General features: G+C 66.6%; 16 protein-coding genes. 13 read left to right on the forward strand and 3 right to left on the reverse strand.

The window, feature by feature from the left end; genetic code table 11:
• Nucleotides 1-16 precede the first annotated feature (16 nt).
• The gene (locus A5740_RS16455) at nt 17-949 is read right to left on the reverse strand and encodes a heme o synthase (RefSeq protein ID WP_076195563.1); all 933 of its coding nucleotides are present in this window, start codon (nt 947-949) and stop codon (nt 17-19) included.
• 232 nt (nt 950-1,181) lie between these two features.
• On the opposite strand from A5740_RS16455, the gene tkt reads away from it, so the two are divergent.
• The 5 genes from tkt to pgl are packed head-to-tail and all read left to right on the forward strand — an operon-like array spanning nt 1,182 to nt 7,611.
• Complete coding sequence (gene tkt / locus A5740_RS16460) at nt 1,182-3,272, forward strand: transketolase (protein ID WP_076195565.1); 2,091 nt, start codon at nt 1,182-1,184, stop codon at nt 3,270-3,272.
• A gap of 23 nt (nt 3,273-3,295) precedes the next feature.
• A complete protein-coding gene (gene tal, locus A5740_RS16465) occupies nt 3,296-4,411 on the forward strand; it encodes a transaldolase (protein WP_076195567.1) in 1,116 nt (371 codons plus the stop codon).
• On the forward strand, nt 4,408-5,952 hold the full coding sequence (gene zwf, locus A5740_RS16470) for a glucose-6-phosphate dehydrogenase (RefSeq protein WP_076195569.1): 1,545 nt from the start codon (nt 4,408-4,410) through the stop codon (nt 5,950-5,952). Before tal ends, zwf begins: the two co-directional genes overlap by 4 nt.
• Nucleotides 5,953-5,971: 19 nt before the next feature.
• Nucleotides 5,972-6,883, forward strand: coding sequence for a glucose-6-phosphate dehydrogenase assembly protein OpcA (gene opcA, locus A5740_RS16475; RefSeq protein WP_076195571.1), 912 nt, complete (start codon nt 5,972-5,974; stop codon nt 6,881-6,883).
• Nucleotides 6,880-7,611: a 6-phosphogluconolactonase gene (gene pgl, locus A5740_RS16480; RefSeq protein ID WP_076195573.1), complete on the forward strand. Its 732-nt coding sequence runs from the start codon at nt 6,880-6,882 to the stop codon at nt 7,609-7,611. Before opcA ends, pgl begins: the two co-directional genes overlap by 4 nt.
• Before the next feature lie 8 nt (nt 7,612-7,619).
• Here pgl and A5740_RS28750 read toward each other — a convergent pair whose 3' ends face one another.
• Nucleotides 7,620-7,763, reverse strand: coding sequence for a hypothetical protein (locus A5740_RS28750; RefSeq protein ID WP_175616269.1), 144 nt, complete (start codon nt 7,761-7,763; stop codon nt 7,620-7,622).
• Nucleotides 7,764-7,829: 66 nt separating this feature from the next.
• On the opposite strand from A5740_RS28750, the gene A5740_RS16485 reads away from it, so the two are divergent.
• A complete protein-coding gene (locus A5740_RS16485) occupies nt 7,830-8,207 on the forward strand; it encodes an ATPase (RefSeq protein WP_076195575.1) in 378 nt (125 codons plus the stop codon).
• 22 nt (nt 8,208-8,229) lie between these two features.
• On the opposite strand, the gene ppc is transcribed toward A5740_RS16485, so the two are convergent.
• Entirely contained in the window at nt 8,230-11,037 is a 2,808-nt protein-coding gene (ppc, locus tag A5740_RS16490) for a phosphoenolpyruvate carboxylase (protein ID WP_076195611.1), read from the reverse strand.
• 207 nt (nt 11,038-11,244) lie between these two features.
• Here ppc and A5740_RS16495 point away from each other — a divergent pair, with 207 nt between their 5' ends.
• Genes A5740_RS16495 through deoC form a run of 7 tightly spaced genes read left to right on the forward strand, consistent with a single transcriptional unit; the run spans nt 11,245 to nt 19,158 of the window.
• The gene (locus tag A5740_RS16495) at nt 11,245-12,231 is read left to right on the forward strand and encodes a substrate-binding domain-containing protein (protein ID WP_076195613.1); all 987 of its coding nucleotides are present in this window, start codon (nt 11,245-11,247) and stop codon (nt 12,229-12,231) included.
• 57 nt (nt 12,232-12,288) lie between these two features.
• Nucleotides 12,289-13,380, forward strand: coding sequence for a galactitol-1-phosphate 5-dehydrogenase (locus A5740_RS16500; RefSeq protein WP_076195577.1), 1,092 nt, complete (start codon nt 12,289-12,291; stop codon nt 13,378-13,380).
• 2 nt (nt 13,381-13,382) lie between these two features.
• Nucleotides 13,383-14,936, forward strand: a complete 1,554-nt coding sequence (locus tag A5740_RS16505) for a ribulokinase (RefSeq protein ID WP_076195579.1) — start codon at nt 13,383-13,385, stop codon at nt 14,934-14,936.
• Nucleotides 14,936-15,898, forward strand: a complete 963-nt coding sequence (locus A5740_RS16510) for a sugar-binding transcriptional regulator (RefSeq protein WP_076195581.1) — start codon at nt 14,936-14,938, stop codon at nt 15,896-15,898. The genes A5740_RS16505 and A5740_RS16510 overlap by 1 nt, the downstream gene beginning before the upstream one ends.
• On the forward strand, nt 15,888-17,435 hold the full coding sequence (locus A5740_RS16515) for a sugar ABC transporter ATP-binding protein (RefSeq protein ID WP_076195583.1): 1,548 nt from the start codon (nt 15,888-15,890) through the stop codon (nt 17,433-17,435). The genes A5740_RS16510 and A5740_RS16515 overlap by 11 nt, the downstream gene beginning before the upstream one ends.
• Nucleotides 17,428-18,435 (forward strand): ABC transporter permease, encoded by a 1,008-nt coding sequence (locus tag A5740_RS16520; protein WP_076195585.1) that lies wholly within the window; start codon nt 17,428-17,430, stop codon nt 18,433-18,435. The genes A5740_RS16515 and A5740_RS16520 overlap by 8 nt, the downstream gene beginning before the upstream one ends.
• A 30-nt stretch (nt 18,436-18,465) precedes the next feature.
• On the forward strand, nt 18,466-19,158 hold the full coding sequence (gene deoC / locus A5740_RS16525) for a deoxyribose-phosphate aldolase (RefSeq protein WP_076195587.1): 693 nt from the start codon (nt 18,466-18,468) through the stop codon (nt 19,156-19,158).
• Nucleotides 19,159-19,204 lie beyond the last annotated feature (46 nt).

Here is a 19,204-nt window from a genome sequence, read left to right on the forward strand (position 1 = left end):
GCGGCATTTGGCGAGCTCAGTTACCGAAGATCGTCGGCAACGCCAGCGCCGAGTCGATGGCCAGCGCGCAGAACACCACCGCGAGGTAGTTGTTCGACTGCAGGAACAACCGCAGCGGCTTGACGGGTTCCCCGCGCTTGACCCCGGAGTACAGCTGGTGGGCCATGATCAGGAACCAGGCGCCGGCCAACAGCGCAACCGCGCCGTAGAGCCAGCCGGTGGCCAGGGCCAGCACCAGCGTGGTCAGCACTGTCACCCAGGTGTAGATCAGGATCTGCCGGGTGACCTCGCGCTCGGTGGCCACCGCGGGCAGCATCGGCACCCCGGCCGCCTTGTAGTCGTCCTTGTACCGCATCGCCAGGGCCCAGGTGTGCGGCGGTGTCCAGAAGAAGATGATCAAGAACATCACCAACGCCGGCCACTGGATCGTGCCGGTCACCGCCGACCAGCCGATCATCACCGGCATGCATCCGGCCGCCCCGCCCCAGACCACGTTCTGTGACGTGCGGCGCTTGAGTATCAACGTGTAGATGAAGACGTAGAACGCGATGGTGGCCACCGCCAGCAACCCGGACAGCAGGTTCGAGGTCCACCACAGCCAGCAGAACGAGACCACCGACAGCACCAGACCGAAGATCAGCGCGTGCCGGGTGGGCACGGAGGCCTGGGCCAGCGGGCGGCGAGCGGTCCGCTTCATCACCTTGTCGATGTCGGCGTCGGCCACACAGTTCAAGGTGTTGGCGCCGGCTGCCGCGAGCCCGCCACCGATGAGGGTGTTGAGGATCAGCAGCGGGTCAATCGTGCCGCGGTCGGCCAGCAGCATCGCCGGGATCGTGGTGACCAGCAACAACTCGATCACACGCGGCTTGGTCAACGCCAAATACGACAGGAAGGTGGACCGTATTCGGCTCGGCGCCCCATTGATGAGCCGGCGCTCGCGAATGCTCACGCAAATAACTCCTCGGGTGGCGTCACGCGGCTTCTACTACAGACGATGGTAGACCGCCGCCCGAAATCCTCAGAATCGCAGGGTCTGTTCGGGACGGCGACGGGGTAAACGACCGGGTATCGGTGTGCGAACCAGTCTGCATCGGATGAGTCCACCCCACTAGGGTGTTTGAGGTAGCAGCATGGCAACTGCGCGCACGTATCAGCAGTTTGACGACGAGGAAGTGAGCTTAGTGACCACCGCCGAAGAGATCACCGCTCTCACCCAGCCCAACCATCCCGACGATTGGACCGACCTCGACAGCCGTGCGGTCGACACCGCCCGGGTGCTGGCGGCTGATGCGGTGCAGAAGGTGGGCAACGGCCACCCCGGCACGGCGATGAGTTTGGCACCGCTGGCCTACACCCTGTTCCAGCGGCAGTTGCGTCATGACCCGAGCGACACCCACTGGCTGGGGCGCGACCGGTTCGTGCTGTCCTGCGGGCATTCCAGCCTCACGCTCTACATCCAGCTGTACCTCGGCGGATTCGGCCTGGAGCTGTCTGACATCGAGGCACTGCGCACCTGGGGTTCCAAGACCCCCGGCCATCCGGAGTTCCGCCACACCAAGGGTGTCGAGATCACCACCGGGCCGTTGGGCCAGGGCCTGGCCTCTGCGGTCGGCATGGCGATGGCCGCTCGCTACGAGCGTGGCCTGTTCGACCCGGACGCCGAGCCCGGCACCAGCCCGTTCGACCACTACATCTACGTGATCGCCTCCGACGGCGACATCGAGGAGGGCGTCACCAGCGAGGCGTCGTCGCTCGCCGGTACCCAGCAACTCGGCAACCTGATCGTCTTCTACGACAAGAACCACATCTCAATCGAGCACGACACCGACATTGCGTTGAGCGAGAACGTCGCCGACCGCTACCGCGCCTACGGCTGGCATGTCCAGGAGATCGAGGGCGGCGAGAACGTCGTCGGGATCGAAGCGGCCATCGCCGAGGCCAAGAAGGTCACCGACAAGCCGTCGTTCATCTCCGTCCGCACGATCATCGGCTACCCCGCACCGACCAAGATGAACACCGGCGGCGTGCACGGCTCGGCCCTGGGCGCCGACGAGGTGGCGGCCACCAAGAAGGTGCTGGGCTTCGACCCGGACAAGACGTTCGAGGTCGATGACGACGTCATCACCCACACCCGGGAACTGGTCGGCCGCGGCAAGCGGGCCCACGACGAGTGGCAGGTCGATTTCGACGCCTGGGCCAAGCGCGAATCCGAACGCAAGAAACTTCTCGACCGGCTGCTGGCCCAGGAACTGCCCGAGGGCTGGGATGCTGACCTGACCCACTGGGAGCCGGGCAGCAAGGCGGTGGCCACCCGCGCCGCCTTCGGTCAGGTGCTCAACGACGTCGCACCGAAATTGCCCGAATTGTGGGGCGGCTCAGCCGATCTCGCCGGTAGCAACAACACCACGATCAAGGGCGTCAAGTCGTTCGGACCGCCGTCGATCTCGACCGACGACTTCTCCGCGGACTGGTACGGCCGGGTGCTGCACTTCGGCATCCGCGAGCACGCGATGGGTTCGATCCTGTCCGGCATCGTGCTGCACGGCCCCACCCGCGCGTTCGGCGGCACCTTCCTGCAGTTCTCCGACTACATGCGGCCAGCGGTCCGGCTCGCCTCGTTGATGGACATCGACACCATCTACATCTGGACCCACGATTCGATCGGCCTCGGTGAGGACGGACCGACCCACCAGCCGATCGAGCACCTGGCCGCCCTGCGGGCGATCCCCCAGCTGGCCGTGGTCCGTCCCGGCGATCCGAACGAGACCGCGTACGCCTGGCGCAGCATCATCGCCCGCGGCAACGGCAGCGGACCGGTCGGCTTCATCTTGACCCGCCAGGGCGTTCCGGTCCTGGAAGGCACCGACGCCGACGGTGTCGCCCGCGGCGGCTATGTCCTGGGCGGCACCCCCGAGGACAACCCAGACGTGGTGATCATCGCCACCGGCTCGGAGCTGCAGCTCGCCGTTGCAGCGCAGAAGCTGTTGGCAGACAAGGACATCAACGCCAGCGTGGTGTCGATGCCGTGTGTCGAGTGGTTCGAATCGCAGCCCAAGGAGTACCGCGATTCGGTGCTGCCGCCGGCGGTTTCGGCCCGGGTGGCGGTCGAGGCCGGCGTGGCGCAGAGTTGGTACAAGCTGGTCGGAGACACCGGCGAGATCGTCTCGATCGAGCATTACGGTGCCTCCGCCGACGACAAGACGCTGTTCCGTGAGTTCGGTTTCACCGCCGAGGCTGTGGCCGCCGCGGCGGAACGATCTCTGGACAACTGACAGACGAACAGGAGAAGGCGAACATGACTCAGAACCCGAATCTCGCGGCGCTGAGCGCCGCGGGCGTATCCGTCTGGCTCGACGACCTGTCGCGCGAGCGGCTGCAGTCCGGGAACCTCACAGACCTGATCAACACCCGCAGCGTGGTGGGGGTCACCACCAACCCGTCGATCTTCCAGGCCGCGCTGAGCAAGGGCACCGCGTATGACGCGCAGGTCAAAGAACTGGCCGATCGTGGCGCCGACGTCGACGCCACGATCCGCACCGTCACCACCGACGACGTCCGCAACGCCTGTGACGTCCTGGCCAAGACCTACGAGGCGTCCGACGGTGTCGACGGACGGGTCTCCATCGAGGTCGACCCGCGGCTGGCACACGACACGGACAAGACGATCCTGCAGGCCATCGAGCTGTGGAAGATCGTCGACCGGCCCAACCTGCTGATCAAGATCCCGGCCACGCTGGCGGGCCTGCCGGCGATCACCGCGGTGATCACCGAGGGCATCTCGGTCAACGTGACGCTGATCTTCTCCGTAGAACGCCACCGCGCGGTCATGGACGCGTACCTCGCCGGGTTGGAGAAGGCCAAGGAGGCCGGCCACGATCTGTCCAAGATCCACTCGGTCGCCTCGTTCTTCGTTTCCCGCGTGGACACCGAGATCGACAACCGTCTGGACAAGATCGGCAGTCAGGAGGCGCAGGCGCTGCGCGGCAAGGCCGGAGTGGCCAACTCCCGGCTGGCGTACGCCGCCTACGAGGAGGTCTTCGGCAGCGAGCGCTTCGCCGCACTCAAGGGCGACGGTGCCCGGGTGCAGCGTGTGCTGTGGGCCTCCACCGGAGTGAAGAATCCGGACTATCCGGACACCCTGTACGTCACCGAGTTGGTGGCCGCCGACACGGTGAACACCATGCCGGAGAAGACGCTGGAGGCGTTCGCCGATCACGGCGAGACCACCGGGGACACCATCAGTGGCACCGCAGCGGCGTCGCAGGAGATCTTCGACAAGCTGAGCGCGGTCGGCATCGACCTGACCGACGTGTTCAAGGTGCTCGAAGACGAAGGTGTCGAGAAGTTCGAGAAGTCGTGGCAGGAACTGCTCGACGCGACCCAGGGCCAACTCGACGCCGCCGCACGATGACGGTCGCCGACACGGGCACCACGTGGCATAACCCGCTGCGGGACAAGCGGGACAAACGCATGCCCCGCATCGCGGGGCCGTGCGCGGTGGTGATCTTCGGGGTCACCGGTGATCTGGCCCGTAAGAAGCTGATGCCGGCGATCTACGACCTGGCCAACCGAGGGCTGCTGCCGCCGAGTTTTGCGCTGGTGGGCTTCGCCCGGCGCGACTGGCAGGACCAGGATTTCGGCAAGATCGTGTACGACGCGGTCAAGCAGCACGCCCGCACGCCGTTCCGCCAGGAAGTCTGGGACCGATTGGCCGAGGGCTTCCGGTTCGTACAGGGCACTTTTGACGACGACGCCTCATTCGAGCGGCTGAAAGAGACCCTGAACAAACTCGATGTGGAGCGCGGCACGAGCGGCAATCACGCGTTTTACCTGTCGATCCCGCCGAAGTCGTTCCCTCAGGTCTGCGAGCAACTGTCGAAGTCGGGTCTGGCCGACAAGCCCGAAGGCAGTTGGAGCCGGGTGGTCATCGAGAAGCCGTTCGGTCACGACCTCCAGAGCGCAGAAGAACTCAACGCAGTGGTCAACAGCGTCTTCCCGGAGTCATCGGTGTTCCGCATCGATCACTACCTGGGCAAGGAGACCGTCCAGAACATCCTGGCGCTGCGCTTCGCCAACGAGCTGTTCGAACCGGTGTTGAACTCGCACTACGTCGACAGTGTGCAGATCACGATGGCCGAGGACATCGGGCTCGGCGGCCGCGCTGGCTATTACGACGGTGTGGGTGCGGCCCGCGACGTCATCCAGAACCACCTGCTGCAACTGCTGGCGCTGACGGCGATGGAAGAACCGGTGAGCTTCTCCCCCGCCGAACTCCAAGCGGAGAAGATCAAGGTGCTCTCGGCCACCCGGCTCGCCGAGCCGCTGGACGAGACCACCTCCCGAGGGCAGTACGTGGCGGGCTGGCAGGGCGGCGAGAAGGTCGTCGGACTGCTTGACGAGGAGGGTTTTTCGAAGACGTCGACAACCGAGACGTTCGCCGCGATCACGCTGGACGTGGACACCCGCCGCTGGGCCGGTGTGCCGTTCTATCTGCGTACCGGAAAACGCTTGGGGCGCAGGGTCACCGAGATCGCGCTGCTGTTCAAACGGGCGCCGCACCTGCCGTTCGACGCCACGATGACCGATGAACTCGGCCAGAACGCGCTGGTGATCCGGGTACAACCCGACGAGGGCATCACGTTGCGGTTCGGGTCCAAGGTTCCCGGCCACATCATGGAGGTCCGCGATGTCAGCATGGACTTTTCCTATGGTTCGGCCTTCGCCGAGGAGTCACCGGAAGCCTACGAACGTCTGATCCTCGACGTGTTGCTGGGCGAACCGTCGCTGTTCCCGGTCAACGCCGAGGTCGAATTGTCTTGGAAGATCCTCGATCCCGCGCTGGAGTACTGGGCCACGCACGGTAAGCCCGACCCCTACGAGGCCGGAACATGGGGACCTGATTCGGCGTTCGAGATGTTGCGCCGGTCGGGCCGGGAATGGAGGCGGCCGTGATCCGCGAAGGAGGCGAGCCATGATCGTCGATCTGCCCGACACGAACACCGGCGCGATCAACAAGAAGATCGTCGCCATGCGGGAAGAGGGTGGCGCGATCACCCTCGGTCGGGTGCTGACGCTGGTCATTTCCACCGATTCCGAGTCGATGCTCGAGGAGTCGATCGACGCGGCCAATGCGGCCAGCCGTGAGCACCCATGCCGCGTGATCGTGGTCATCCCCGGAGACCGATTGACCACCGAGGCCCGGTTGGATGCGCAGTTGCGGGTGGGCCGCGATGCCGGGGCCAACGAGGTCGTGGTGCTGCACCTGTCGGGTCCGCTGGCCAACCATGCCAGCAGTGTGGTGACGCCGTTCCTGCTTCCCGATACCCCGGTGGTGACCTGGTGGCCCGATCTCGCACCCGCGGTCCCAGCACAGGATCCGTTGGGCAAGTTGGCGGTTCGCCGGATCACCGACGCCACCAACGGTGCCGATCCGTTGGCCTGCATCAAGAGCAGGCTCAACGGCTATACGGACGGTGACACCGACCTGGCGTGGAGTCGCGTGACCTACTGGCGGGCGTTGCTCGCCGCGGCGATCGACCAACCCCCGCACGAGCCCATCACCTCCGCGCTGGTCTCCGGGCTCAAAGACGAACCGGCGCTCGATATTCTGGCCGGCTGGTTGGCCGGCCGGATCGACGGACCGGTGACCCGCGCCGTCGGTGAATTGAAGGTCGAGCTCACCCGGCCCAGCGAAACCGTGACGTTGGCTCGCCCGCAGACCGGCGTGACCGCGGTGTTGAGCCGTACCGGCAAGCCGGATGCGTTGGTGCCCTTGGCTCGCCGCGAGGCCAAGGAATGCCTGGCCGAGGACCTGCGCCGCCTCGACGCCGATGAGATCTATTACGACGCACTCAAGGGAATCGACAAGGTCCAATACATATGAGCACAGTGATCGAACGTCATGCCGACTCCGACACCCTGGTGGCCGCCGCGGGCGACCGGTTGGTCGCCGCCATCAAATCGGCGATCGCCGAGCGACATCAGGCCACCGTCGTGCTCACCGGCGGGGGTACCGGCATCGGCCTGCTCAAGCGCGTCCGGGAGCGCGGTGACGAGATCGACTGGACGAAGGTCCACGTCTACTGGGGTGACGAGCGGTTCGTGCCGCAGGACGACGACGAACGCAACGACAAGCAAGCTCGTGAGGCGCTGTTGGACCACGTCGGGATCCCCGACGTGAACGTGCATGCCATGGCCGCCAGCGACGGCGAATTCGGTGACGACCTCGACGCGGCTGCGACCGGCTATGCACAGGTGCTCGAGGCCAATTTCGACGCGCCGGGCCCCGAGTTCGACGTGCACCTGCTCGGGATGGGCCCAGAAGGACACATCAACTCGCTGTTCCCGGATACTCCCGCGGTGCGCGAAACTCAGCGCCTGGTGGTGGGGGTGTCGGACTCCCCCAAACCGCCGCCGCGGCGAATCACGTTGACGCTGCCCGCGGTTCAGAATTCGCGAGAGGTCTGGCTCGTGGTCTCTGGGGAAGGCAAGGCCGACGCGGTGGCCGGCGCTCTGGGCGGTGCCGAACCGACCGACATCCCGGCGGCCGGTGCGATCGGTCGCGAGCGCACCGTGTGGTTACTCGACGACGCTGCCGCAAGCAAACTCTGAGCCGACCGTCACTCGTCGTTACCGGCCCGGCACTCGCCGGCGTCGGCCAAGGCCTCGGCGTAGCCGGCCAGGTAGTCGGCGACCAGTTGATCGGGAAGGACCCGGTCAGCCGTAACGGCCGATCGGGTCGGTGGTTCGCAGAATTGCCGCACAGTTATTCAGACGTGATTCGTCCTCGTTTGGTTCCCTGCGATCACCCGTACGCCATACTGTGTGGCATGGCAGACAAAGGCGACGGCCGGGCCCGCCCGGCTTCGGGACGGCAGCGGATTCGGACACTGACGCAGGCCGCGCTCAACGCTGACATGACAGTGGAGCAGGTCGACACCCTGCTCAGCGACCTCAGCACCACCCTGGTCGATCTCAACAAGTCGACCGGAGGACTGGACGCCACGCTCGACCGGTTCAACGACACCATCACCCGGATCGACGAGCTCGCGCCTCGGCTGATCGGTGTGGTCGACCGGCTGGAATCCATCGTCGACCGCGTGGAGGCCATCGTCGGGATCGGCGAGGCGGTGATGTCGCCGCTGGCTGCGACGGAGAACGCGGTCCGCGGAATGGTCAGCCGGATTCGGGCGAGCGCCCACCTGTAATTCCTCGCCGAGATGACGCGACTCAGCCGCTGTTCCGCAGTGCGGTGGCCAATCCGCTCATGGTGAGCAGGATTCCGCGCTGTACCAACTCGTCGGCGTCCCCCGCGCGGTATCTACGGAGCAACTCGACCTGCAGATGATTGAGCGGTTCGAGATAGGGAAACCGGTTGAACACCGAACGCGCCAGGGCCGGGTTGTCGGCCAACAGATCGTCCTGACCGGTGATGAGTTTGTACATCGCGATCGTGCGGCCGTGTTCGGCCACGATCTTGTCGAACACCCTGCTGCGCAGTTCTTCGTCATCCACCAGTTCCGAATACCGGGCCGCCAGACCCAGATCCGACTTCGCCATCACCTGCGCCATGTTGGAGAGCACCGTGCGGAAGAACGGCCACCGCGCGTAGAGGTCTTGTAAGACCGCCAGACGTGACGCGTCGCCGTCGATCCACTGCTCGAACGCGGTGCCGGTGCCGTACCAACCCGGCAGCATCACCCGGGACTGGCTCCAGGCCAGGACCCAGGGGATGGCCCGCAGATCGGCGATCGACGTAGTCGGCTTACGAGAGCTCGGGCGGCTGCCGATGTTGAGCGCGCCGATCTCGCTGACCGGGGTCGACGCCTGGAAGTACTCGACGAATCCCGGTGTCTCGTGGACCAATTCGGCGTATGCGCGCTGGCCGCGAGCCGCCAGCTCGTCGAGCACCCGGTAGGCGGGCTCGGGGTCGTCGCCCAGCCCCTCGACGTCGAGCAGGGTGGACTCCAGCGTCGCGGCCACCAGCGTCTCCAGGTTGCGGTGGGCGATCCGCGGCTCGGCGTACTTCGCGGCGATCACCTCACCCTGTTCGGTGATCCGCAACGATCCCTGCACCGCCCCGGGTGGCTGGGCCAGGATCGCGTCGTAGCTCGGCCCGCCGCCGCGGCCGACGGTGCCGCCGCGACCGTGAAAGAGACGCAACCTGATCCCCGTCTTGCGCGCAGTCTCGACGAGATCCAGCTCGGCCCGGTACAGCGCCCAGTTCGCCGCGAGATAACCACCGTCTTTGTTGGAGTCCGAGTACCCCAGCATCACCTCCTGATGCTGAGCACGCGCGTTGACGATGCTGCGGTACACGGGCAGCTCCAAGGCGCATTCCAGGATCGACGCGCCCCGCTGCAGATCGTCGATGGTCTCGAAGAGCGGCACGATGCCCACGGGTGCGAAGACTTGCCCGCCGTGGGCGGCGCCCGAAACATCGAGCAAGCCGGCCTCTTTCAGGAGCACCGCGGCCTCGAGCAGGTCGGACACCGACTGACACATCGAGATGATGTAGTTCGGCACCGCTTGGGCCCCGAACACGTTGACCGCCCGGGCGGCCGCGCCGACGATGTCGAGTTCCTTGCGGGCCAGCTCGGACAGCTCGGCACCCGCACCGATCAATGGACGGCGGGTGGCGATCTCTCCGGCGAGAAGTTCCACCCGCCGCGATTCGGACAGCGAGGCGTAATCGGGATGGACGCCGGCCCAGGCCAACAGCTCGGCGACCACCTGCTCGTGCACCTCGGAGTTCTGCCGCATGTCCAGGCCGCACAGATGGAACCCGAAGACCCGCACTGCTTCTCGCAGCCTGGCCAGCCGGTCGTCGGCCAGGATCGCACTGCCGCTGGTGCGCAGTGACGCGTCGACGGCGTCGAGGTCGGCCAGGAACTCCTCCGGGTTACCGTAGGCGTCCAGCCCCAGGTCCAGTTCATGTTCGGGTTGCTCGTCGAGGATCGCTCGACCGGTGGCCGTCAGCCGGGCATGGATCACCCGCAGGGCCCGCCGGTAGGGCTCGTCGGCCCGGGCGGGCTCATGGCAGGAATCGGCCAGCGCCATCAGGCCGTCAGTCACCGCGACCAGCCGACCCGACATCGAGAGTTCTTCTTCCAGCGCGGTGATCTCGGTGAAGTAGTGCGCAAAAGCCACATGAGCGGCCCGTCCCGTGGCCAGCCGCACGACGCCCGAGTCGACGTTCGGATTGCCATCGCGGTCACCGCCGATCCAGCTTCCCGGTCTCAGGATCGGCTGCTCCAGCAGGTGCGCATCGGGCCAGCGGACCTGCAACGCCGTCCGCACCGCGGCGTTGACCTGAGGGATCACGTCGAAGAACGCCGCCGGGTAATAGCGCAGGCCGGTTTCGATCTCGTCGGAGATCTTGAGCCGGGACAGCCGTACGAGCGCGGTCTGCCACAACGTGAGGATGTGGCGGCGCAACTCGATCTCGATGTCGCGGCCGTCGGCAGTCTGGGTCTGCCCGTGCAGGCGCAGCCGCATCAACTCGGTGACCCGGTGCTGGGTGTCGAACACGGTGCGGCGCCGGGTTTCGGTGGGATGAGCGGTGATCACCGGAGCGACCAGGGCGCCGCTCAGGGCGGCTGCCACCGCCTGCCCGTCGAGGTCGGCCGAGTCGAGCTTGCGGTACGTCGCGGCCAGGCTGCTGTCCTGGGGCGGCTCGCCGGCCGCTTCGTGCACGGCCCGGCGGCGCTCACGGTGGATGTCCTCGGCGACATTGGCCAACAGCGCGAAGTGGGTGAAGGCCCGGATCACCGGGATGGCCTGGCGAACGTCGATGTCGGAGAACAGATCCGCCAGCTCGGAGCGGTCGATCTCTGACCGGCGGACCCGAAAGGATTCCACGCGGGCCCGCTCGACCAGGTCGAACACCTCTGCGCCGTTCTGCTCTCGCACGGTGTCGCCGAGGATGGCGCCGAGCAGCCGGATGTCCTCGCGCATCGGCTCGGTGGCCTCGCGGCCCACCGGGGTGCGGTGTACCGAACCGATCGGTTCGAGTGCGACGTCACTGGAGTCAGCCATGCGGTCCAGTATCGGCGGACCGCCGGTGAGCCGCACCTCTGGCGCCGAGCGGACGCCGGAAAACCGCTGCTCATACGGTCCGCCGTTCTCGGTGCTGCTCATATGAGCAAAGTTATGCGCATATGTTGACGCGGTTACATGTCGGTTCCTAACGTGATGGACGTCATGCGCGGCCCCGGCCACGACCGCGCACAGCTAGGAGGAACAGTGAGACTCGCAAAAGCCCTCTCCGGAATCGCGCTCGGCGCCGCACTGGCGGTCGCGTCAACCGGCTGCTCGGTGCCCGGCGACAACGCGGCCGGAAGCACCAACACGGTAGCCGACGGGCCCGTGAAGATCGGCTTCTCTCAGGCGACCCAGCAGAGCCCGTTCTACGTCGGACTCACCGATGCGGCCAAGGCGCAGGCCGAATCCCAAGGGCATCAATTCTTCTACGCCGACGCCAACGGCGATGTCACCAAACAGAACAACGACGTCCAGGACCTGATCACCCGCGGGGTGAACGTGCTCGTCATCAACCCCGTGGATCCGAAGGGCGTCACGCCGTCGCTCGTGGCCGCCGAGGCTGCCGGCGTCGCGGTCGTCACCGTGGACCGGCCGGTCGACAACGGCGCGGCGACGTTTGTCGGCCGCGACAACAAAGCCATGGGCGAGCTGGTCGGTAAGGCAGCCGTCGACACGCTGGGCGCGGCCGGCGGGAAGATCATCCAGATCCAGGGCGACGCCGGCGGCGCGGTGGCCCGTGACCGCGGCAACGGATTCAAGTCCGCGGTGTCCGCGCAACCCAACATCACCGTGGTCGACGGGCCGTATGCCGACTACACCCGCTCCAAGGCCGTCACCGCCATGCAGGATCTGCTGCAGGCCCACCCTGATCTCAAGGCGGTGTACGCACAGAACGACGACATGGCGTTGGGCGCCCTACAGGTTCTCACCGAGAACCACCGCGCCGACGTCAAGGTTTTCGGCGTGGACGGCCTCATGGAGGCAGTACGCGCCATCGCCGACGGCGACCAGTACATCGCCACGGCACTCAACGACCCCACTGCCGAAGGTCAGCTGGCCATCGATACCGCAGTCAAGGTTGCCCGCGGTGAGTCGGTACCGGAATTCGTCGATGCCGGAACAAGTTTGGTGAACAAGACCAACGCGGCCTCACTCGAGGGTACGTCGACTTTCGCCGGCACCCAGTAAGCGGAGTCACCAGCGGCGTCCGCATCAGCCATCACAACACACGAGGAGACAGCTTCGATGACAACCGAGGCCCCCGCCCCGGCCACCATGTCGGCATCGCCGACCCGGCCCGACACCATGACCGCGGCGGTGATGTACGCGCCGGGCGACATCCGGGTCGAGTCGGCGCCGGTACCCAAACCCGGCCCCGGTGAGGTACTGCTGAAAGTCGCCGCCTGCGGCGTCTGTGGATCCGACATTCCGAGGATGCTGCGCAACGGCGGATACGTCATGCCGATCATCTGCGGGCACGAGTTCTCCGGTTGGGTGACCGAACTCGGTTCCGGCGTCGAAGGATTCGACATCGGCGAACTGGTGTCCGTTCCCCCGCTCATCCCCTGCCGAGATTGCGAATTCTGCGCCAAGGGCGCGTTCGGACTGTGCGAGAACTACGACTACTTCGGCAGTCGGTCCGACGGCGCGTATGCGCAGTACGTGGTCAGCCCGGTCGGCAACCTGCTGAAACTACCGGCCGGCATCGATCCCCGCGCCGCGGCGATGCTCGACCCCGCCGCCATCGCCCTACACGGGTTGTGGAAGACCGACCTGCGGGCCGGGCACCGCGTACTGGTCATCGGCGCCGGCCCGATCGGGTTGTTCGCCGTGCAATGGGCAAAGCTGCACGGGGCCGGCCAGATCGTGGCCGTGGACCTCAGCGAGGAGAAGGCGGCCATGGCCCGTGAGGCCGGCGCCACGCACGCGGTGCAGAACGTCGAGGAGGCCCGCGCGCTGGCCGGGCGCGGATTCGACATCGTGCTCGAGTCTGCGGGCGTACCCGCGACGGCCGACATGGCCGCGAACCTGACCGGCCCACACGGACATGCCGTCTTCGTCGGCATCCCCCACGCACCGGTGACCCTGGAGAAGGACACCTTCAACCAGTTCATGCGGCGGGAAACCAGCCTGCACGGCTCGTGGAACTCGTTCTCGGCCCCGTTCCCCGGCGACGAGTGGCGCACCTCGGCCCAGATGATGGCCGACGGAAAACTCCAGTGGGAGTTCATGATCACCCACGAACTGCCCTTGTCGGCCCTACCGGAGATGATGCAGCAGCTCGGCGACCGTTCGATCTTCTCGTCAAAAGTGCTGTTCCTGCCGAACAAGGATTGAACATGGGAATCCTTCTGACGATCGACCTCGGCACCGAAGGCGCCCGCATCGGCGCCTTCACCGAGGACGGCACCCCGCTGGGCACGGCTCACCGGCCCTACTCGACCAACCATCCCAGACCGGGCTGGGCCGAGCAGGATCCGCGAGACTGGTGGGCCGCCGTCACCGCCGCGACCCGTCAACTGCTCGACACCGACGGATGCCGGGCGGCCGGCCAGGTCATCTCGATCGCCGCGTCGACGACCGCCACGGTCGAGGCGGTCGTCGATGCGGACGGCACGCCGCTACGTCCGGCGATCCTGTGGATGGACGCACGCGGCGCTGCCGAATCCGAGCGCACCGCACAACTGCGCCGGCGATTTCCCATCCTGGACTGGTCCGGCGGCTCCGACGCCGCGGAATGGTTGCTGCCGAAAGCCATGTGGCTCAAGAAACATGACCCGGAGAACTACCGGTCGGCGGCCCGCATCGTCGAGGCCGTCGACTACCTCACCTTCCGGCTGACGGGCCGCTGGGTGGGGTCGCAGATGAACGCAGTGTGCAAGTACAACTACGACGCAATCGCCGGACGGTTCCCGGTAGACCTGTATGCCGCGTTGGATATGGATGATCTCGTCGCCAAGTTGCCGGACGACATCGTCTCGGTCGGCGGCGTCGCCGGCACCCTCACCGACAGTGCGGCGGCAGATCTCGGTATCACCAACCCCGCGGTCGTCGCCGTCGGCGGCATCGACGCGCACGTGTCCCTGCTGGCCTGCGGCGGGACCACGGACGGGTTGGTGTCCATCGTGTCCGGCACGTCCTCGGCCATCGTCACCGAGGTGGACCAGCCGACCAGCTCCGACGAAGTGTGGGGCCCCTACCCGAATGCGTTGAACCACAACAAGTGGCTCATCGAGGGCGGACAGGTGACCAGCGGGTCGGTCCTCAAATGGACCGGTGAATCCATCATGGGTGTCCCCCGCGACGAGCTGGCCGGGTTGATCGAGCAGGCCACCGCAGTCGACCCGGCCGCCCACGGATTGCGTGCGCTCGACTACTTCATGGGTAACCGCACGCCGCACCGCGAGGCCCGGCTGCGCGGCGCGGTGATCGGCCTGACCCTCGGCACCACCAAGGCGGAGCTGTACCGCGCCATGGTGGAGGCGGTGGCCTGCGGCACCCGCAGCGTCATCGACTCGTTCGAACGGTCCGGAGTCCCCTGTACCCGTTTGGTCTTTTCCGGCGGCATCGAACGAAACTCGTTGTGGCAGCAGGTCACCATCGACATGCTCGGCCGGCCCGCCGAACTGGTGATCGGTGAGAACCTCACCCTCCGGGCCTGCGCGGTGATCGCCGCGACCGCCGCCGGGATCGTGCCCAGCCTCGGTGCGGGTTCTCGACTGTTCGCCCCGAAAGTTCGGCTGCTGGAACCCGACCCCAAACAAACGGCCGTCTACGAGCAGACGTTCGGTGATTACCAGCGGTTGACCGCCGCGCTGCGCCCGATCATGTGCGACACCGCCAGCGGTGATGCTCCTCCCCTCGGCGGCGGCCCGCTCCGGGTGGTGCGGTGATGAGTACCACTGCCGATCGCAGCCACACCGATCTGCTGCTCTATGTCGCCCAGTGCTATTACGAGCAGGGCCGCACCCAGGAAGACATCGGCGCCGAATTACACCTGACCCGGTGGAAGGTGGGTCGGCTGCTCGACGAGGCCCGCACGGTCGGGCTCGTCCAGATCAAGATCGTGCACCCGCAGGCCCGGCGCGCCGACCTGGAAGTGGCGATGCGCGGCCGGTTCGGTTTGCGCGAGTGCGTGGTGGTGCCCGGGCCCGACGCCCCCGATGAGTCCGGCGCGCACGTCGCCACCGCCGCTGCCACGTATCTGAGGGCGAACGCCTCGTGGATCACGACCCTGGGAGTGTCGTGGGGCAATACCCTGCAGCAGATCGCCGCGGTGCTGCCCACCGGATGGACCAGCGGAATCGAGGTCATCCAGGCCAACGGCGGCGTCAGCCGATCAGTGCACCCCACCAAGGCCGCCAACATTGTGACCAGCATCGCCCACAGCGGCAACGGCCGCGCCACACTGCTGCCGGTGCCGGCCATCGTCGAACGGATCGAAACACGCGACGCGCTCTATGCGGAGGGCTTCGTGCAGGACGTCCTGACCCGGGCCCGCACGGCGGACGCCCTGCTGTTCTCGCTGGGCGCGCTTGGCGCGACGTCGGTATTGGTCGAGTCCGGGGCGATCACGCCCGGCGAACTGACCCTGCTCGAATCGGCCGGAGCCTGCGGTGACGTTCTCGCCCACTACATCACGGCATCCGGTGAGCTGGCCGCTCCCGATATCGACAGGCGCACAGTCGGTCTCAGCCTCGACGACGTCAGGAAAGCCCCGTGCGCGATCGCGGTGGCCGCGGGGACTCACAAGGTCCCAGTCGTCAACGGCGCTCTGACCCGCGGGCTGTGCTCCGTTCTGATCACCGATGAACCAACGGCCCAGGCCGTATTGGAGCAACGACATGACACCTAGCCCCCGCACGGAATCGACACTGCCGGAGCGGACCACCGATGCCGCGCGCCCGATCGCCCTGCGCATGCACGACATCGTGAAGACCTTTCCGGGCACCAAGGCCTGCGCCGGCGCGACCCTCGAGGTGGCGCGGGGTGAAGTGCACTGTCTGCTCGGTGAGAACGGAGCCGGTAAGAGCACCCTGATGAAGATCCTTTCCGGTTCCTACACACCAGATTCGGGAACGATCGTCATCGACGGTGAAACAGTGTCGTTCGACTCCCCCATCGACGGTGTCCGGGCCGGCATCAACACGATCTACCAGGAACTCGATCTCGTGCCCGACATGACCGTGGCGCAGAACCTGTTCCTGGGACACGAACCCGGGCGCGGGCCGTTCATCGCCCGCCGGGAACGCGATCGGCGGGCCGCAGCAGCGATCGCACGCGTCGGCGGCAGCTTCGCGCCGTCGGATGTGGTCGCCAATCTGTCGGTCTCTGACCAGCAGCTCACCGCCATCGCGAAGGCGCTGACCACCGATGCCCGGATCGTCGTCATGGACGAGCCCAGCGCCACCCTCACCGATCATGATCTGGCCGAGGTCTTCCGGGTGATCCGTGAGCTCACCGCCGCCGGTAAGTCGGTGATCTACATTTCGCACCGGCTGGATGAGGTCAAGGCGATCGGCGATCGCGCCACCGTCATGCGCGACGGAGCCACCGTCGGTGTGTTCGACATCGCCACGGTGACCAAAGCCGAACTCGTCGAAGCGATGATCGGCCGTGGCCTGCAGGCCCAAGCGCCTCGCCCGGCCCGGTCCGGCAGCGTGAACACCGAGTTGCTCGAGGTGCGCCGGGCCGCCATCCCAGGAGTGATCGACGTATCGGGCATCAGGGTTCGGCGTGGCGAGATCGTCGGTCTGGCCGGGTTGGGCGGCGCGGGCCGTTCCACCTTGTTGGCCACGCTCTTCGGCGACCGGACCGCCACCCTCGACATGACCATGGACGGCGCCCGCATCACCCGGCTGTCCCCTCGTGACGCCGTGCGGGCCGGGATCGGCCTGGTCCCCGAGGATCGCAAGAGCCAGGGCCTGTTCTTGGAACAGTCGATCCTGCGCAACGCCGGTATCGCGGCGCTGGCCCCGTTCGGCATCAACCCGTTGAAGACCGCCAGGGCACTGTGCCTGCCGCCGTTGCAGCGACTCGGAGTCAAATTCGCCAGCGTCGATCAGCCGGTCGGTCAGCTCTCCGGCGGCAATCAGCAGAAGGTGGTGCTGGCCAAGTGGATGGCCCGTGGAATCGATCTGCTGCTGCTCGACGAGCCCACCCGCGGCCTGGATATCGGCGCGAAGGCCGACCTGTTCGAACAGGTCCAGGTGCTGGCCGAATCCGGTGTCGGAGTGGTGATGGCGTCGAGTGAGATGAGCGAACTCACCGAGAACTGCGACCTGGTCTGGGTCATGCACGAGGGGCGGAACGTCGCCGCCTTCGACCCGAGAACATCATCGGCGGCGGACATCGCCCGCTGCGTCGTCACAGGAAGAACCGACAATGACTGATCTCCTTCAGGAACCCACTCCAGCGGCCGCGGAAGGTCGGGCCGTCACCACGCGCACCCGCCGGCAGAACATCATCGTGCGGTTCAACCTGCTGTTCATCTTCATCGCGCTGTTCGTCGTCGCCGCCGTCACCGCACCGCAATTCCTCACCTCGCAGAACCTGGCGAACCTGCTGCAACAATCGAGCCTGACCGGCATCGTGGCGATCGGTATGACGGTGGTGATCCTCACCGCCGGCATCGACCTGTCGGTGGGAAGCGTGGCAGCGCTGTCGGGAATGCTGGTGGCCATCCTGATCGGGTTCGGCATCGCCTGGCCGGTGGCCATGGTGCTGGCCATCGGCAGCGGGCTGGTGCTCGGCGGCATCATGGGCGGACTGAGCGCCTACCTGGCCCTACCGGCGTTCATGGTGACCCTGGCCGGAATGCAGAGCGTCCGCGGTCTGACGTTCCTGACCACCAACGGCACCCCGACCACCGCCGAGGTTCCGGTGGGGCTGCGGTTCCTCGGTGCGGGAACGGTGGCCGGGATTCCGGTGGTCGGATTGATCTTCGTGGCCACCACCGTCATCGTCGGTCTGGTGCTGCGCCGCACCACTTTCGGTGAACACATCTACGCCGTCGGCAGCAACGCCAAAGCGGCCCGGTTGTCGGGCCTTCCGGTGCAGCGCATCACCACCGCGGCCTATGTGATCTCCGGCGGGCTGGCCGCGCTGAGCGGGGTGCTGCTGACCGCGCGTCTGACGATCGGTCAACCCACCGCCCACAACGGCCTGGAGCTGGATGCCATCGCCGCGGTGGTGTTGGGTGGAACAAGTCTGTTCGGCGGAAAGGGCGGCGTGCTGGGCACATTCATCGCGGTGCTGCTGCTCTCGGTGTTGCGTAACCTGTTCAACCTGCTGGGGTTGAGCTCCTTCTTCCAGATGCTCGTGACCGGTCTCATCCTGATCGCAGCGCTGATCATGAACTATGTGCTCGACCGCCAAACCAAGACCGCCTGAAACCGCCACAACGGAAAGGATTCGAATCCGATGACCACGCCACCGACGCCGACCGAGGTCGCCGCGATGATCGACCACACCCTGCTCAAGCCGGAGGCCACTGCCGCCGACGTGGCAGCCCTGATCGCCGAAGCGGTGTCGCTGGGCACCTATTCGGTGTGCGTGTCACCGTCGATGCTGCCGGTCGACGTGCCCGCCGGCACCGACCTGAAAGTTGCTGTGGTGTGTGGTTTCCCGAGCGGAAAACACAGCTCGGCGGTGAAGGCCGCCGAGGCCACCGAGGCGGTGCGCAACGGGGCCGACGAGATCGACATGGTCATCGATATCGGTGCGGCCAAGGAAGGCGCGTTCAACCGCGTCGAAGCCGATATCGCCGCGGTGCGGGCCGCCGCGCCCGCGCCGACGGTGCTGAAGGTGATCATCGAATCCGCCGCGCTCACCGACGACGAGATCGTCGGGGCATGTCGCGCGGCCGCGGCCGCCGGCGCCGACTTCGTCAAGACCTCGACGGGCTTTCATCCGTCCGGCGGAGCGAGCGTGCACGCTGTCGAGCTGATGCACCGCACCGTCGCCGACAGCGGGCTCGCAGTCAAGGCCTCCGGCGGGGTACGCACGCTGGAGCAGGCCCGGGCCATGATCGCCGCGGGGGCCACCCGCCTCGGGGTGTCAGGTTCGCGTGCACTGCTGAACGCCGACAACAGTCCGGAAGCCTCCGGCTACTGAACCCATACAAGGACGCCGCCCCGGTTTCGAACCCTGTCTCTTATAC

Source organism: Mycobacterium sp. GA-1841 (assembly GCF_001954135.1).
Taxonomy (GTDB): Bacteria; Actinomycetota; Actinomycetes; order Mycobacteriales; family Mycobacteriaceae; genus Mycobacterium.

Coding starts and splice junctions, on each gene's coding strand:
- A5740_RS16515 (WP_076195583.1), top strand. CDS start 15,888: ATGACACCTAGCCCCCGCACGGAATCGACACTGCCGGAGCGGACCACC.
- A5740_RS16485 (WP_076195575.1), top strand. CDS start 7,830: ATGGCAGACAAAGGCGACGGCCGGGCCCGCCCGGCTTCGGGACGGCAG.
- A5740_RS16520 (WP_076195585.1), top strand. CDS start 17,428: ATGACTGATCTCCTTCAGGAACCCACTCCAGCGGCCGCGGAAGGTCGG.
- A5740_RS16505 (WP_076195579.1), top strand. CDS start 13,383: ATGGGAATCCTTCTGACGATCGACCTCGGCACCGAAGGCGCCCGCATC.
- ppc (WP_076195611.1), bottom strand. CDS start 11,037: ATGGCTGACTCCAGTGACGTCGCACTCGAACCGATCGGTTCGGTACAC.
- deoC (WP_076195587.1), top strand. CDS start 18,466: ATGACCACGCCACCGACGCCGACCGAGGTCGCCGCGATGATCGACCAC.
- zwf (WP_076195569.1), top strand. CDS start 4,408: ATGACGGTCGCCGACACGGGCACCACGTGGCATAACCCGCTGCGGGAC.
- tal (WP_076195567.1), top strand. CDS start 3,296: ATGACTCAGAACCCGAATCTCGCGGCGCTGAGCGCCGCGGGCGTATCC.
- A5740_RS16510 (WP_076195581.1), top strand. CDS start 14,936: ATGAGTACCACTGCCGATCGCAGCCACACCGATCTGCTGCTCTATGTC.
- A5740_RS16500 (WP_076195577.1), top strand. CDS start 12,289: ATGACAACCGAGGCCCCCGCCCCGGCCACCATGTCGGCATCGCCGACC.
- pgl (WP_076195573.1), top strand. CDS start 6,880: ATGAGCACAGTGATCGAACGTCATGCCGACTCCGACACCCTGGTGGCC.
- opcA (WP_076195571.1), top strand. CDS start 5,972: ATGATCGTCGATCTGCCCGACACGAACACCGGCGCGATCAACAAGAAG.